7 protein-coding genes are annotated in these 14475 nt (G+C 28.4%); all 7 read right to left on the bottom strand.

Annotated elements, in window-relative coordinates:
* Positions 1 to 15: 15 nt before the first annotated feature.
* The 7 genes from J3359_RS17510 to J3359_RS17480 all read right to left on the bottom strand — a co-directional run bounded on the left by J3359_RS17510 (position 16) and on the right by J3359_RS17480 (position 14382).
* Entirely contained in the window at positions 16 to 3612 is a 3597-nt protein-coding gene (locus J3359_RS17510; RefSeq protein ID WP_208078423.1) for a SusC/RagA family TonB-linked outer membrane protein, read from the bottom strand.
* A gap of 219 nt (positions 3613 to 3831) precedes the next feature.
* Positions 3832 to 5016 carry a FecR family protein gene (locus tag J3359_RS17505; RefSeq protein ID WP_208078421.1) on the bottom strand — a complete coding sequence of 395 codons (1185 nt, stop codon included), beginning with the start codon at positions 5014 to 5016 and terminating at the stop codon, positions 3832 to 3834.
* Between the two features lie 202 nt (positions 5017 to 5218).
* Positions 5219 to 5884 carry an RNA polymerase sigma factor gene (locus J3359_RS17500; protein ID WP_208078420.1) on the bottom strand — a complete coding sequence of 222 codons (666 nt, stop codon included), beginning with the start codon at positions 5882 to 5884 and terminating at the stop codon, positions 5219 to 5221.
* A 267-nt stretch (positions 5885 to 6151) separates the two neighbouring features.
* Positions 6152 to 8095, bottom strand: coding sequence for a M13-type metalloendopeptidase (locus J3359_RS17495; protein WP_208078419.1), 1944 nt, complete (start codon positions 8093 to 8095; stop codon positions 6152 to 6154).
* A gap of 92 nt (positions 8096 to 8187) precedes the next feature.
* Positions 8188 to 9588: a RagB/SusD family nutrient uptake outer membrane protein gene (locus J3359_RS17490; RefSeq protein ID WP_208078418.1), complete on the bottom strand. Its 1401-nt coding sequence runs from the start codon at positions 9586 to 9588 to the stop codon at positions 8188 to 8190.
* An 11-nt stretch (positions 9589 to 9599) separates the two neighbouring features.
* Positions 9600 to 13094, bottom strand: coding sequence for a SusC/RagA family TonB-linked outer membrane protein (locus tag J3359_RS17485; protein WP_208078417.1), 3495 nt, complete (start codon positions 13092 to 13094; stop codon positions 9600 to 9602).
* A gap of 148 nt (positions 13095 to 13242) precedes the next feature.
* A complete protein-coding gene (locus J3359_RS17480) occupies positions 13243 to 14382 on the bottom strand; it encodes a FecR family protein (protein ID WP_208078416.1) in 1140 nt (379 codons plus the stop codon).
* Positions 14383 to 14475 lie beyond the last annotated feature (93 nt).

Here is a 14475-nt window from a genome sequence, read left to right as displayed (position 1 = left end):
TTATTTTTTAGTTTATTAAAATCCTAGATTTATGGCTAATGAAAGCGACTTTACTGGCGGAATATTGGTACCCTCTAATAATGTTTCAGGATCTTGCCCTCTTAATTTCTTAGATGCAAACAAAGCAACATTTGTAGCTTCTAGTCTCATGCTTAAATAATCTACTTTAAGAATATCTGTAAGTAGTTTAGGGAAAGCGTATTTTAAAGAAACATTTCTAAGTCTTACATAAGATGCATCAACGGTTCTAATATTACTTTTATTATAGGCTTCATATTGAGTTCCAAAAATACCTTGACCTGCGTAAAAAGTAGCATCTGTATTATCTGTTAATCTAGGGATGTTTGTATAAGACTCATTACCAGGAGCCTGCCATCTATCTTTATAATCTCCAGGAACATTAAAATCGTCTCTAAATAGTGTTTGAATGTTATTTCTTCTATAAAAGTCGCTCTTTCGAACAACATTACCTGCTGCAAAAGTAAATAGTCCTGTAAGTGTTAATCCTTTATAATTTAAACTAGTAGAAAAACCACCTGAATACAATGGGTCTCTACTACCTTGGTACTCTATATTACCATAATCTTTATCTGATCTATTAAAACCATGTATTTTATTTCCTTTTGCATCGAAATATTGAGCCAAACCATTAGCATCTAATCCTGCAAATTTGTATGAATAAAGACCTGTTAAAGGTTTATTTTGAAACGGGAAACCATTAATTCTTGTGGCTCTAAAAGTAGTTGGGTTATCTCCGAAGTAATTAGACACAACTTCGTTTTTATTATAACCTATATTAAAACTTCCGCTCACATTCAAATCATCTGTTATTTTTATAGGACTTACTTTTAACGAAAGTTCTAAACCTTGGTTTGTCATTGTTGCCCAATTAATTAACTTACTATCGTAACCTAACGAAAGTGGAACCGTTTTTAAGCCTACAAGATCAAAGTTTTTACGATGATAGTATTCAAATGTAATATTTAAATATTTTAAGAAAGAGGCGTCTAGTCCTGCATTAAAAATATGTTCTTTTTCAAAATCTAAATCTGAGACTTCTGGCTGTCTTATATCTATAGATAATTCGTTATATGAAGGATATATTCTAGATTTTAAACCATAAAAAGCCACCAAATCTGGCCCTCTATTTCCTGCATTACCTCTTAAACCATAAGAAACACGAAGTTTTAAATTAGAAAAAATATCTTGATTTTCCATAAATGGTTCGTTAGTTACTGTCCAAGCACCTGCAGCTACCCATGTTGGTAAAAACCTATTTCTGGTTGATGTACCTGAAACATTGGTCGCGTCATTTCTCAAAGAAGCTGTAAAATTATAACGATTTTTTAATGTATAAATTAAACTACCATAAAAAGAAACCTGATTTCTTCTAAAAATTGCAGTATTGTAATAATTTTCGTCGTTATCTCTAATAGATTTAATTAGGGCTAGTTCATTTGGAATTGGAGTTCCAGATTCGAATATGTAACCAAATCCTTTAAAACTTGTTTCTGAAGATTTGCTTTGTATAATTTCTGAACCACCAAAAACATTTAATTTATGTAAGTTATTTCTAAATACTGTATAATCTGCTTGTGCTCTAAATGTAGTTGAAACAGTTTCTGCATTGGTTTGATCTAAAAAACCACCTATAGGAAGCGTAGTTTCTGGCAATGCATTAGAGGGTTTATTTGGGTCTTGATATAAACGACCGTTTCTATTTATAATATTAAAATTTGTAGTTCTAAAAGACTGAGCATATGAAGAGTTTTCTGTTGCTGCAGAGACTATAGATGAAGTTATAGTAGTTCTATTGGCTAAAACTTTAAAACTTAAATTGTCTTTTGGTTTATAATCTAATTGAACTTGTAAATTCAAATCTTTAGAGTTAATATCTATATAGTCGTTTTCTATTTCTTTAATAATATTAAAAGGAGCATAGTTCTTTTTGTAATATTCAAAATTTCCATTATCATCATAAGGTCTCATAGCTCTTGATGTGTTTAGAGCATAATTATAAGGATTTACTCTACTACCTGGGTTTCTTTGTTTACGATTGGAGTGCTTAATTAATGCTTCTACAGAAAACTTATCATTAAAATAATATTTTGTAGAATAATTAATAGTATATCTACTTACATTTTCTCCTAAAGTATAACCAGGGTCTTTTAAATAACTTAAAGATAAACGACCAGAAGATTTCTCTCCTCCATTAGAAATGGAGATACTGTGTTGTTGTTGGTGTGAAGCAGGGTTTTTAAATAAGACATCGAACCAATCTGTATTTACGGATTTTATACTTCTTAATCCACGAAGAAATTGACTTTGATTAATTTCCTTACGATTTCTTTGGTTTAATAATCTTGTATATGCACCTTCGTTTCGTGCAGAATAATTTAATAATTCTGCTTGATAAATTCTAAAAAGCTGCTCATGAATATTGGTTTCCTCATGAGAGTCTAAAATATCAAAATTATTTATCGAAGGTTTTACTCTGTAGGTATATACAGAATTGTAGTTTACCTTAAGTTTATCTCCCTTTTTTGCTCTTTTTGTTGTAATTACAATTACTCCATTTACTGCCTTGGTTCCATATAAAGCTGTTGCAGTAGCGTCTTTTAATATTGTAATATCTTGTATATCTTCTGGGTTTACACCACTCATAACACTAGATAGTAAACTTCTAGCAGAGCCAGAGTATAGGGCTGAAGGTTCGATATTTAAAGGAGTCTGCAGTACCACACCATCTAAAACCCATAAAGGCTCATTTATACCTGTTATAGAAGAATTTCCTCTAATTCTAATTTTTGGTGCTGCACCAAAAACTGAAGATTTTGTTTCTATTTGTACACCTGCTACTTGACCTTGTAACATTTTATCTACTGAAGAAACTCCACCTATTTTTGCATCCTCCATTTTAATTTTTGCAGATGCCCCTGCGAATTCATTCGCTTTAATTTTTCTGTATCCTGTTACTACAATTTCTTCAAGCGCTACTTTATCTTCTTCTAAAACAACATTTAAAGTATTAGAGTCACCTACCAACACTTCTTTTAATTTATAACCAATTGAGCTAAAAACTAATGTTTTTCCTTTACTAACATTAATTTTATAATTTCCATCAAAGTCTGAAGAAACTCCTTTTCTGGTTCCTTTAATAAGAACAGAAACGCCAACTAAGGGTTCTCCTTTCGAACTTTTAACAACTCCTGTAATTTGTTTTTGCTGAAGTTTACCAATACTATTTTTCTCTGCAGATTTAAGTACTATTTGCTTGTTTACAATTTCAAATGTAATTTTAGAATTGGTAAATAAATTCTTCAAAACAGAAGATAGTAGTTCTTTTTTTGCGTTTACAGAAACTATTTTTTTATAATTAATTTCATCATAATTATAAAAAAATTTGTAGTCTGTCTGAGATTCTATTTCATTTAAGACTTTCTCCATAGTTACTTTTTCTAAATTTAAAGTAACTTTTACCTTTTGTCCATGAGATACTGTTGCATGGAGCTGAAATAACGTGGCTATCAATAAAAACGTAGTTAGTTTCATTTTTAAATCAAATTTTAATGGAAAAGAAATAATTTTCTTTAACTTTAATACTATTTTCATATGTTTTATGTATCTTTTTAATTAGTAGTTAATTAGTGTTTTAAACAAAATGTTTTAGTTTTTTTGTAGAACTTTTGAGTTTACTAAAACAAGTTATATTGTAAGAATATTTATATTTAAAAGCAACCTGAGTTTACATTCAATACTGAAAAAAAAATCAGCAAATTCTTTTCTTTTTAAACGGAATAATTCTATTATGTCATAAGCACTTTTGTTATTTTAGTTAATTATTATTTTATTATCTTTAATTGTATAGTTTATGTGATAATTAGTATTTAAGGTTTCTAAAACATCTTCTATTGTTTCAATATCGAAACTTGCTGCAAATAATTTATTATCTAGTGTTTTATTATTGTCTATAATTTCTACATTATAATGGCGCTCTAACTTTTTTAACATGTCTTGAAAAGTTATATACCTAAAAATAATTTTACCATATATCCAAGCTGTGTATAAATCGACATCTGCATTTGTTATTTCAATCTTTTTTGTTTTTTTCTTCCATAGCGCTTTAAAGTTAGGTTTTAAAAGAAATGCTGTTTTGGGATTGTAGGTTTTATTTGCATCATAAATTTTCACTGACCCCTCTACCAAAACAGTACTAATACTACTATCTTCTGGGTACGAAGAAACATTAAACTTAGTTCCTAAAACCCTTATATTCATTTGGTTAGAATTTACTACAAAAGGATGCTCTTTGTCTTTTGCTACCTCAAAATAAGCCTCTCCATTTTCTAAAAACACCAATCTATCTTGCCCTTTTATAAAATTTACAGGATATTTTAAAGATGTTCCAGAGTTTAAATGAACTATTGTTCCGTCTGATAATTTAACTTTAAAACGTTTCCCATAAGGCACTGTTAATGTGTTGTATGCAATTTTTTCTTTTTCAATCTCTTTTTTATAAATTAACTCGTTTCCTTTTTGGTTTCCGAAAACCTTCCCTTTAGAGTTTTCAAGTGAAGTGTTTATATTTTCTTTAATAACTTTGGTAGTACCATTCTCTAATTTTAAAGTAATGCTTTTATTAGGGATAATTATTTTTGCATGAGCTTTTTTGGTTGTTTTTTGATTTAACAAAAAATAACCCAAATTAAGAAACAAAACCAATAATGCTGCTACTTTTAATATGTAAAACTTAGGGCTACTTTTTTTGTTTACATAGTCTCTTTTTTCAATAATATTTTGCCATGTTGTGTTAAAATCTGTATCCGAGAATTCATCTGGGTTAAAATTCATTAAAAGAATAAATCGTTTAGCTTCTGCAACGTCATCTTTTTTATTTGGATGTTTTAACAACCAATTTTCCCAAAAATTATCTGTCATTTCATCTGTTGATAAAATCCATTTCTGGAAATATTCATCTTTTATGAAGTCTTCAACACCAAAATAATTATATTTCATATAAAAGTTATAATTTCTAAAAAAAGTAATTTTTAAACCAAAAACACACTAACATTAAATAGGTGTTATTTTACAAGAGCAGAAAGTTTAATTTTTACTTCAAAAAAAAAACGTTTTTTTTTATGATGTTTAAAATTATCTTAAAAATAGATGTTTCTTTTGTAGAAAAAAAAAGAAGAAATAAATGTGAAGTTTGTGGAACTTAAAAAGAAAATAAGAGCATTAGAAAAATAAGAGAAAATTTCATTTGTTTACGAAGAATTTTTACTGTTCGAGACATTAAGTTGTAGGTGGCTTTTTTATCTAAAGACATTACCTCCATTATATCTTCGTAACTTAAGTTGGCATAAAATTTTAAATGAATAATTTCTTTTTGCTTTTGCGATAAAGTAGCAATATGTTTTTTTAATATTTTACAATCACGATCAAAATGTTGCTTTTCAATAAGGTTAAACTCTGCAGATGGTGTTGAACTTAACAGATTACTTATATCTTTAGTATTATCGAAAAACTTTCTTTGCTTTGTAGCTTCTCTTATTAATTTTCTTCTAATTGATTTGTATAAATATCCTTTTATAGAAGTTACATTTGCTAATTTATCTTTAGAGTTCCAAATATCAACAAATAAATCTTGTATAGAATCTTTTACTAAATCTTCATTTCTTACCAGTTTTAAACCATAGCTATATAGTTTTGCTGCGTGGTTTTTATATATTGTAGCAAATGCAGACTCACTTCCAGATTTAAACTCTTGCCATAATTGTAAATCTGAGACACCATTTATAACTTTCTTTTCCTTAAAAAAAAATGATTCATTTCCATTTTTTTTTAAGTTTTCATTATAGTTAAACAAAGATGCAGTATCCATTTAATCAAAAATAAATGTTTAAAATTTTGCTAAAGATATAAAAAAATAACCAAATTTAACATTTTGGTAATTTTAGCTTCTGAGAAAAATCATACTCTTATACTGGATATTTTTTAGCAGATATTTATCTTTCCAAACCATTTTTAAATCTTTTTTACCTGAATGCCTTGTTTTTTTATTAGGTTCATAAGAAAAATGTCGATTAAATTATGAAGTATGATTTTGCTCTGAACATTTTACAAAAGTGAACTGTTTTTTGCACAAAAATTACCATATTTTAAGTCTCTTATTAGGGGAAAGATAAAGAGAGTCAGTAGGTTTTACTTGAAAAGCTTCATAAAATTCGTCTATATTTCTTACTACACCATTTACTCTAAATTTGGATGGAGGATATTTACTTTGGGGGTTGTTTAAAAAATACTTATTATTGCTAACATTATCATAAATTGATGCATAGCCAATAAAAATACGTTGTAAAGATGTAAAACCATCAATAATAATATCATCTTTACGTAATCTTTTATATGCTTCTATTGCCATACTTAACCCTGTTAAATCGGCTAAATTTTCTCCTAGTGTTTCTTTTCCGTTTACATAATGACCTGGTATTATCTCATATGCATCGTACTGTTTTACAAGGGTATCCATTTTTTTATTAAGCTTCTGCCTATCTTCTTTTACTAACCAATCTCTTTTAACACCCTTACTGTCATATAAACTCCCATTAGAATCAAAAGCATGACCAAGTTCATGACCTATTACAGCACCGATAGCTCCATAATTTATGGCTTCTTCTGCTGATTCTGTAAAATAAGGAGGGCTACTAAATAGCATCGCAGAAATCCATATTTTATTTTCACTCGGCATAAAATAACCATTGGGTATTAATGGTGAAAATCTTTTTGAGTTACTATTAATACTATCTTCTAACAACCTAGTAAGGCTTTGTTTATAGTTAAATAAATTAAGTTGCCTAATATTTTCATACAAGTTGTTAGGCGTAATTACTAAATCATTATAATCTGTCCAATTATCAACATAACCTATAATTTTTCTAAGTTTTTTAAGTTTATCAAGAGCTTCTTCTTTCGATTTACTACTCATCCAGTCCAATTTCTTAATTCTTAAAACATAAGCTTTCTGGATGTTTAAAACAATATCTTCTACTCGCTTTTTAACTTTATCTGTACAGTATGTTTTTACAAATTTTTTGCTAATTAATTCTTGTAAATTATCTTTTATACAGCGTACTGCTTCTCTATTAAAATTTTCAGAGATATTAATTCCATAAAAACTAGCGTAAGCATTGTAAATAGACTTATTTAAAAATGTAGCACCTTTAAATAAAAGAGCCCATTTTAAATAACTCTTCCATACTGATAATTCTGTAATTTCAATTAGGCCTGCAAGTTTTTGTAAATATTCCTGTGAAGATACAACTGTTTTAACCTCCATACTTAAAAAAGCTTCTTTAAAATATCTATCCCAATTAATTTTAGGTACTACATTATTGAGTTTATTTAATGTAAAAACAGTAGATTCATTAGAACTTTTATTATCTATATTTTGATGTATTTTCGCTAATTTGGTTTCTAATTCTACAATAGATGAAATAGTGTTTTCATCAAAAAAAAATCCAGTTTTTGTAAAAAGATTTTTTATATAATTTTTATATCTTTTATTGTCTGTGTTAACATAAATTCTAGAATTTCCTAATTGCAAACCTCCTTTTTCCAATAAGATTTGCTTCTTGTTATTTACATTTATTTTTAGTGGAACTTCATACCCATATATATTTGCATATGCAAAGTAAGCCATTAAACCAGAAGTTGTTTTAATGGCGTCTATCTTAGAAAATTCCTGTTTTAGAGGTAAAACTCCTATGCTATCTCTTTTCTTGAAGTTAATAAATGATTGATATAAGTCTTTTATTTTTTGTTCATCTGAGCTTAAAGAACCTTGTTTTGAAATAACTGAACTGATAATATTTGAATTTATACTTCTTGTAAATTTATAAAATTCTACCATTTTGGGTTGTAAACCATTACCATTCACGTAGGCTGTAAAGTTGTCTCCAGGTTTTATTGAAGCGTCTATATAGCTCAGAAAAACTCCAGAAGTTTGTTTTTTTTCTAAACTTTCAGATATTGGTAGTTGGTTTTTACATCCAAGAACGATAATTAACAAAAAAATCGAGACTTTTTTTAACATGTGTTTTCTTTTAAATTACTTTATTATCTTATTAGAGTAAAATAGCTTAAAAATAATAAATAAGCAACTCTTTAAATGGTTTAGGCAAATTATTAAGGATTAGGTTCTAATTCTGGATTTAAAGATGTATATATTTTTGCGATAGGAAACACCCATCTATTATCTCCTGGAGCCAGGGTTTGTGTTTCTCCTTTATACGTTCTGGTTAATGTAATATTGGCATTGTCGTAAACGTTATATCTTTTTATGTCATACCACCTCAGTCCTTTATTGGTAAATTCTCTTCTTCTTTCATCTTTTACAATTCTTAAAGCCTCGTTACTAGTTGCAGGGTATCCTAAATCGACAACATTCTCAATTCTTTTTTTTCGTAAATCGTTAACTATATCTATGGGTGCAGTAATGTCTCCTTGTCTAGCAAGACATTCTGCTTTTGTTAGCATCATTTCTGGAACACTTGGGCCAATTAATCTAATACCTTGCCCTAATTGGCCATCAAAAGCCACCGTAATAAAACTAGGAGCTACAAAGTCTTTAGCAAAAACCCCCTTATATCTTATATCATTTGCAGTATCAAAAAGAGCCAAATGCGTATCGCTAAGTTCGGTTGGCAAATATGCAACTGACAACCTTCCTTTAGCTAATAAAACTTCAGTGTTTTCATGATATGTCGGAAAACTCACTAAGTTCGGATATAAAGAAACAATTGAAGTTGCAGGTAATTGGGTATAGTTTATTAACGATGAATAAATGGTTAAAGACTTATTAGAAAAAGTAAGTGCTTTATTAAAATCGCCCATATACAAGTATGTTCTAGCTAAGAGAGCATAGACCGATGCTTTTGATGGCCTATGGTTCCATTCTGGAAAATCTGGTAAAGCTTTAATAGAAGTTTTTAAATCCTCTAAAATAAAATCATAAGTTTGTTGAACAGTTGCTCGTTTTAAAGAACCTTCAAGAATAGCTTCTGTTAATAAAGGAACGCCTAAATCTGCATTGGAAGTTGTTGGGTTATAATGCTTACTATACAAATTAACTAAAACTAAATACGCATAAGCTCGGTGAGTTTTTGCTTCCGCTAATAGTTGTTCTTTTATTTTAACTTTACCTTTTGCACCTAGAACTCCGTTAATAACAATGTTACTAATGTATATTTGGTTGAATAGCGCATCCCAATCTAAATCTCTAAAGTTCTGATTTATTTCCACACTATTATCTTTCCATAAATATTGGTTTATAGACTTACGATTATATCTCGAAGGAGAAACTTTGTTATAATCATCTGTTATTTTTACCTCGTCCGATAAATATTGGTCATTATCACTACAATAAAAAAAACCATTTGAATCACCTTTCCTGTCTATCTGGTCTAACATTAACCTATAATCTTCGACTTTAGTAAGCATTACAAATCCTTTTGGAACAATGTCTAAATAATCTTTACTACAAGAAAGTAAGAATATAAATAAGACTGAATATATATATGTTTTCATATTTTATTTAATTAAAAGTTTACATTTACACTAAAAGTATACTCGGGTTGTATAGGTATGTACCCTACATTAAAGCTATTGTTTTCTGGATCTACTCTTTCACTATTAAATACTTTTACACCCAAATCTCTTACCTGAAAACCAAACTTTAAGGATTGAATGGTTAGTTTTTCTGTAACACTTTTAGGAAGACGATAGGAAAGATTTATTTGCTTAAATCTAATGTGAGAACCATCTAAAATATTTTGGGAGCCATTTATATAAAATGTATTATTTTTAGATATTAAATCTGCATTATCATCTGGAAGTCTGGGTACATTTGTTATGTTTTCATCCCCTGGTTTACGCCACCTATTTTCAAATTCTTTAGGAACAAAGTCTGGAATTCTATTAGCATAGTCAATATAATCAAAGTATGATTTTCTAAACTTATACCCAAATTTATAAGTAAATATTGTTGATAATGAAAAGTTCTTGTATGTAAAAGAATTTACAAACCCTCCATAAACTTTTGGTTCTACCCCACCACTGTAGGTTAAATCTTCAATTTCGAAAGTTCTATTATCATTATAAGAAATAATGTTTCCATCTTTGTCGAAAACTTGAGAAAACCCTTCGTTTGATAAACCTGCCCACTTATAGCTATACAGATGTCTTAAAGGTAAACCTACTCTTGGACTATTGTTTATGTATGAGTTAAAATTTTCATTGTCAAAACTCACAGACTCAACTTTGTTTTTATTTGTACTAAAATTTAAAGTTGATGTCCAATTAAATGGTTTTTTTATTATTACTGCATTTAAATTAATGTCCACCCCTTTATTAGACATTTCCGCAACGTTATATAAGGCAAAATCGATTCCGTAGGTTGGGTTAAATTCTTTATTTGCTAATAAATCTACACTTTTTCTTTCGTAATATTCTACAGAGCCATAGAGCCTTCTATTTAATATCGAAAAATCTAATCCTAAATTTAGCGTTGTTGTTTTTTCCCAACGCAGTGTAGGGTTTGGTGGACTTTGTAGGTAAGCATATGGCAATCTATTTCCAGACGCTCTAAAATTAGAACTGTTTCTTAAAATAGTAAAAGGGCTTGTGGTTCTATCTATATTTCCTCCAGTACCTATGGTAGTTCTTAAAACAAAATTATCTATTACGTTACTATTAAAAAAATCTTCTTTTGTTATGTTCCATCCCAAACCTACGGACCATAATGGAATGTTTCTATATTTTGGTGAAGCACCAAATAAATTAGAATCATCTAACCTATAACTTCCTGAGAGTTTATATTTATCGGCATAACTATACCCTAAATTAAAATAGGTAGAAACATACCTGTTTTCGTTGTACGACACCCCTTGTACGAATGGTATTGTATTACTTACTCCAAAAGGATTTGAAGCTAATGGAATTTTTGAGGTATAGTCTATATGGTTATCTATTCGTAATGATTCTGGGTTGTAGCCATATATCCTGTTCAGAGAAGATTCTGCTACAACCTGCCTGACTTCTGCCCCTGCAAGGAAAACAATATCATGCTTATTAAATCTTTTTTTAAAATTTATTTGTGCATTTATGGTTTGAGACTTAAAACTTGAATTTGTTTCATCTAATATAGATCCTAAAGGAATATTATTTACACTGGTTCCATCATTATTTAGCGAAGTATAATCATTTAATAGATTTCTAGTGAAATAGGTGTTTTCATTATTTAAGTCTTTAAATACTGTTTGTGAATGATTATATTGGTAATTTATATTTAAATTTAAATAGTCTTTAATATTGTAATCTAAACCAAAATTCACCCTATAAGTATTATCATTACTCGTTTTATTAAATTCTAATTGATCTTTTTTTAGATTATATTTCCAATCATAAGGAAGAACTAAACCCGTTTTTTGGTTTTCCGCAAGTTTAACTGAAGTATAATTTCCATTTTTATCAAATATTCTTTCATACTGATCTACTGCCACAGTTTCAAAGTTTTTATACCCGTTTAATTTTTCACGTTTAATATATACAGTTACGCCTGTATTTATTTTAAAATTGGGGGTTATGTAAAATACATTATTAGCATTAAGGTTTATTCGCTCATCGTTAAATCCTTGGTTTTCAGTTAATATATCATTAAAACTAGTTGAAAAATAGTAAGCATTTTTTTCGCTACTACCAGAAGCAGATATATTATAGTTTTTACGGATTGGGCTACGAAGTAAGTATCTTGAAAACTCTTTTCTTAAATCATTTTTTTTTAAATTATTTATAATATTGTTTTTCTCTGATTCTGAAATGTTACCATCAAAAAACGATTTGTAGGTAGCAAAACCTTTAGGGAGTAAAAAATTTGTAGAAGCCCAACCGTTTTTTGCTTGATGCTCTTGTAATTCGAGTAATGCCGAAGTTGAACCCGAAGACTGAGTAAGATCTGGTCTTTTTTGAAATGTAATAGTAGTTGAAAAGTTTATAGCCAACGGACTATTGTCTTTTTTGTTTTTTTTACTAACAATAACAATAACTCCATTTGCAGCACGTGCTCCCCAAATAGATGCTGCAGCAGCATCTTTTAAAACTGTAACAGATTCTATATCATCTGGATTAATAGTCTCAAGAAGTTCTGGTTCTATAGGGTGTTTATCTAAAACAATTAGTGGTTCCGAGGAATCTCCACTACGAAATGTAGACACACCTCTAAGTACCAACCTACCATTTCTATCGGAAATTAGCCCAGGAACTAAACCTTCAATTTTTTCAATAATACCCAAGGTTTGAATATTTTCTAAAGTTACATTATTTATTTTAGCAAAAGATCCTGTTGTTCGAGATTTCTTAATTTCCTGATACCCAGTAACCACAATTTCATCTAAAGCATTGGTAGCCTCTTTTAGGGTTACATTAATAACTTTTTGGTTGCCTATAGTTATCTTTTTTGTTACATAGCCCAAAAAACTAAATTTTAGTGTTTTTTCTGAAGCATTGGTTATTTTTAAGGTATAATTTCCGTCAAAATCTGAAACCACACCTCTTTTCGTTTCCATTACAAAAATACTAACCCCAGGTATCGGTTGGTTATTTTCATCTACTACCTTACCTGTAATTTGTTCTTGTTGTTTTTGTTTTTTTAGAATACCAGTGTGTAAAGTTTTTTTACTAGGTTTTAAAACAACTTGTTTTCCTTTTAGTGAAAAGGAAATTTTCAATTTTGAAAGTAGATTTTGTAATACCTTAGATAAAACCTCTTTTTTAGCGTTAACCGATACTTTTTGCAAATAATCTATTTCTTTATCCTTATAAATAAATTTAAACTTTGTAACAGATTCTATCTTATTGAGTACTGTTTCTAAACTAACATTAGCATAATTTAACGTAACTTTTGTTTTTTGTGCATTAATTTCATTGGCTTGAAGTTGAAAAAGAGATACTATTAATAAAAATAAAGTAATTCTCATTTTTAAATTAAGTTTTATTGGAAAAGAATATTTTACTCTTAACCTTATTACTTTTTTCATATTTTTGTAGTGTATTAAGTGATTAGTTAATTTTAGTCACATTATTTAATCGGAAGGTGTTGCAGCATCTTTCGATTTTTTATTATAAATAATGTTGCTTTCATTATTAAGTTAAAAGTGATTATTTCATCGGCTATTTTTAATTGTTTTAGTTAATTATTATTTGATTTTTATTTATTTTAAATTTGATAGGATGTAATTCGTTAATTGCTTCAAATACTTGCTCTATTGTTTCAATATCAAATGTTGCAGTAATAAATTCTTCTCCCAAAAATTTATTATTATTAATTATTTTTACATTGTAATGGCGTTCTAACTTTTTTATAATATCATTAAACTTCATGTGTTTTAATATAATTCTTCCATCAATCCAAGCTGTACATACTTCTACATCCGCTTTTTCTATACTAATAGAGGCCTTCTTTTTACTAAAATCTGCTTTATAACCTGGTTTTAATAATGTAGCTTTTTTAGGTTCATAAATATCATTAGAAACATATAAACTTACTGAACCCTCTACCAAAACTGTAGCTATATTTTTATCTTCTGGATAAGAACTTACATTAAATTTTGTTCCTAAAACCTTTATATTTAAATTTTTATTACTTACTATAAAAGGGTGTTTTTTATCTTTAGTCACGTTAAAAAAGGCTTCTCCATTTTCAATAAATACTTGCCTTTTTTTACCTTTTAAAAATTTTACAGGATACCTTAAAGAGGTACCTGCATTTAAATTCACCTTTGTGCCATCAGATAACTTTACAACAAAACGTTTTCCATAGGGAACCGTTAAAGTATTATATACAAGTTTCTCTATTTTATTTTTAGGATTGTACTCAATAACATTTCCTTTTTGACTCCCCAATACATTTCCGTCTTTATCTTTTATATTAGCATTTTCTTGTTCCTCAACAACCCTAATATTTCCATTATCCATTTTTAATGTGATATTTTGCTGAGCAGTATTTATTGTTTCTTTTTTAGTGTAGAAGTAAGCTAAGGAGAAAAAAACTACTATAACTGCAACATACCTGTAAAACAATTTAACTCTTCTTAATCTCTGCATTTTCTTTTCTCTGGAAATAAGATTTAATAATTTTGTTTCCGAATTTAAAGTGTTAAACTTTTTAAAATTAAGATCAATTATAAAATTGACTTTAACATATTCAGTGAAATATTTTTCGTTATCATCTTTCTCGAGCCATTTCTCCAATTCTTCTATTTCTGAACTAAAAGCCTGATTACCTAGGTACTTTACAATAATATTTTTAATTTTCTCTGGAACCATTTAAGTGAACTATATACCTATGTAACGTTATTTTTTTGCTTAACCCTAACTCTTTGAATAACTTTTTTTCTACATTCGTATTAAAATAAAGTT

It is taken from the genome of Polaribacter cellanae, from assembly GCF_017569185.1.
In the GTDB taxonomy this organism is placed as follows: Bacteria; Bacteroidota; Bacteroidia; order Flavobacteriales; family Flavobacteriaceae; genus Polaribacter; species Polaribacter cellanae.
Note: the sequence above shows the minus strand (reverse complement) of the source record. Positions and strands in the feature narration are given on the sequence as shown.